Origin of the sequence: Acinetobacter sp. TUM15064, assembly GCF_008980265.1 — a bacterium.
GTDB lineage: Bacteria > Pseudomonadota > Gammaproteobacteria > Pseudomonadales > Moraxellaceae > Acinetobacter.
This window is the reverse complement of the sequence record NZ_BKFU01000132.1, coordinates 1-2,016: the sequence shown is the minus strand read 5'-3', so window position 1 is coordinate 2,016 and position 2,016 is coordinate 1. Positions and strand designations below refer to the sequence as shown.

Here is a 2,016-nt window from a genome sequence, read left to right as displayed (position 1 = left end):
GTAGATGATGGTAATCATGTTGCTGCAGTTGGGCCTGTGTTTTGGGATATAAAGTCGAATATTGTATCTCCAGTTGTTAGGTATGATGGAATTAAGATCATAAAAGCAACTCCATTGGAATCTGAAGATTTTACTATGGCAGATCATATTATATCTTCTGGTAGCCTAATTAGTGTTGATGCTATTAGAGAAATAGGCTTAATGGATGAAAAATTATTCATTGATTATGTCGATTTAGAGTGGGGAATGCGCGCTAAAAAGAAGGGTTATTCTTGCTATGTTGCAAATCAGGTTAAAATGCTCCATTCCATAGGAGATAAATCAATAAAAATTCCTCTATTAAATAAACATGTTAATGTTCATTCAGATTTTAGGAAATATTTTATAATACGAAATGCATTTTACTTGGCAATTTATTCTGATTTAGATTTTTATTGGCGGTATCATCAAATTCTGAATAAAATGCAGTACCTTGCTTTTTTAATTGTTTATGTTCCTCCAAGATTTAATAATTTAAGAATATTTTTTTCTGCATTCTATGATGCAGTCACAAAAAATATGAATAAAGGGAGTCGCTAGTTGATTGTTTATGCTTCTATAGTTATATACAAGAACTCATTTGATGATTTAAGAGCTACATTGATTAGCTTGTTTGAAGCTAAGGTTATTGCTAAGGTTATTTTAATTGATAACGATGAAAGTAATTGGGCAAGAAACTTTATTCATGAAAAAATCATTTATATTAATTCTGGAAAGAATTTAGGGTTTGGGGCTGGTCATAACATTGCTATTAGAGGTTATGGTAATGAATGTGATTTCTTTTTAATTTGTAATCCTGATATCCGTTTTGATCAAAGAGAATTTGAAAAGTTGATCATGTTTGCTGAAAGCCGATCTGAAGGATTATTTCTCCCTAAAATAGTTTATGAAAATGGTGAAAATCAATATGGTGCACGATTACTACCTACACCTTTCAATTTATTTATTCGGCGTTTTTCTCGTGGTTACGCTGAAAAGTTGGATCGGGAGTATTTACTAAAAGATTTCAGCTTATCAAAACCTATTTTTGCCCCTTATTTACATGGATGCTTTATGCTTTTTAGATCTGAAGCACTTATAACACTGGGTGGTTTTGACGAACGTTTCTTTATGTATATGGAAGATGTTGATATTTCAAGGAGATGTGCAGATAACTTTGGAAATATCTACTATCCATTTGCACAAGTAGTGCACGCACATGAGCAAGGGTCTTATAAAAATCCTATATTATTAAAAGCGCACTTAAAGAGTGCGTGGCAATATTTTTGGAAATGGGGATGGTGTTACGATAGTGGACGAAGAAGAATGAATTCAAGATGTTTTGAGCAACTAAAGTGAATACTACTATAAATTGTAGCTATTGGTTTCAAAATTTAGTACTTAATTTATACAAACTGCTCTTTGAGAAACTTAAATTCTTGGTATAGTGGTAAATGTAAATAATATCATTTTAATTATAGGGTTGGGGTAACTTCTTGTGTCTCATAAGAACGAGCTTTTCAACTAATTTACACTTTATAAAAGATAGACTTTTATTAAGCCTGGAAAAACAAAATATAGGCAAAAAATGGCTTCAAGGTTACATGCATCATATGTGTCAATATTACAACGTTTTTGTGATGTTGTAGCAATTTATTTGGGTTTTTATTTTATTTCTAAAATAAATAATATTCCTGTAGATAATAGAACGCTTTTAATGTTTTTGAGTGTGGTCAGTTTATTTCAGCTCATTGGTGGCTTGACTGATTTTTATCGCTCATGGCGTGGTGTTAGCCTATTTAATGAATTAATTTTTTGTCTTAAAAATATTCTATTAAGTGTTGTTTTGGTGAGCCCAGTTCTTTTTCTTTTAGGGAAAATAAATCTACAGATTGTTATATCTTACTTTATTTATGTCATTTTTATTATGTCTGCGATGCGCGTTTTTATTCGATTGGCATATGCATTATTTTTTAAATATTTTATTCGCGCAAATGA

General features: G+C 30.8%; 1 protein-coding gene and 2 pseudogenes. All 3 read left to right on the top strand.

The genetic code is table 11. From position 1 onward, the window contains the following. Positions 1-579 (top strand): annotated as a pseudogene (locus GBI16_RS18765) (glycosyltransferase family 2 protein); the annotation flags it as partial. Positions 580-582: 3 nt separating this feature from the next. After that, on the top strand, positions 583-1,377 hold the full coding sequence (locus GBI16_RS17965) for a glycosyltransferase (protein WP_151707602.1): 795 nt from the start codon (positions 583-585) through the stop codon (positions 1,375-1,377). 256 nt (positions 1,378-1,633) lie between these two features. After that, positions 1,634-2,016: pseudogene (locus tag GBI16_RS19000) on the top strand (undecaprenyl-phosphate glucose phosphotransferase); the annotation flags it as partial.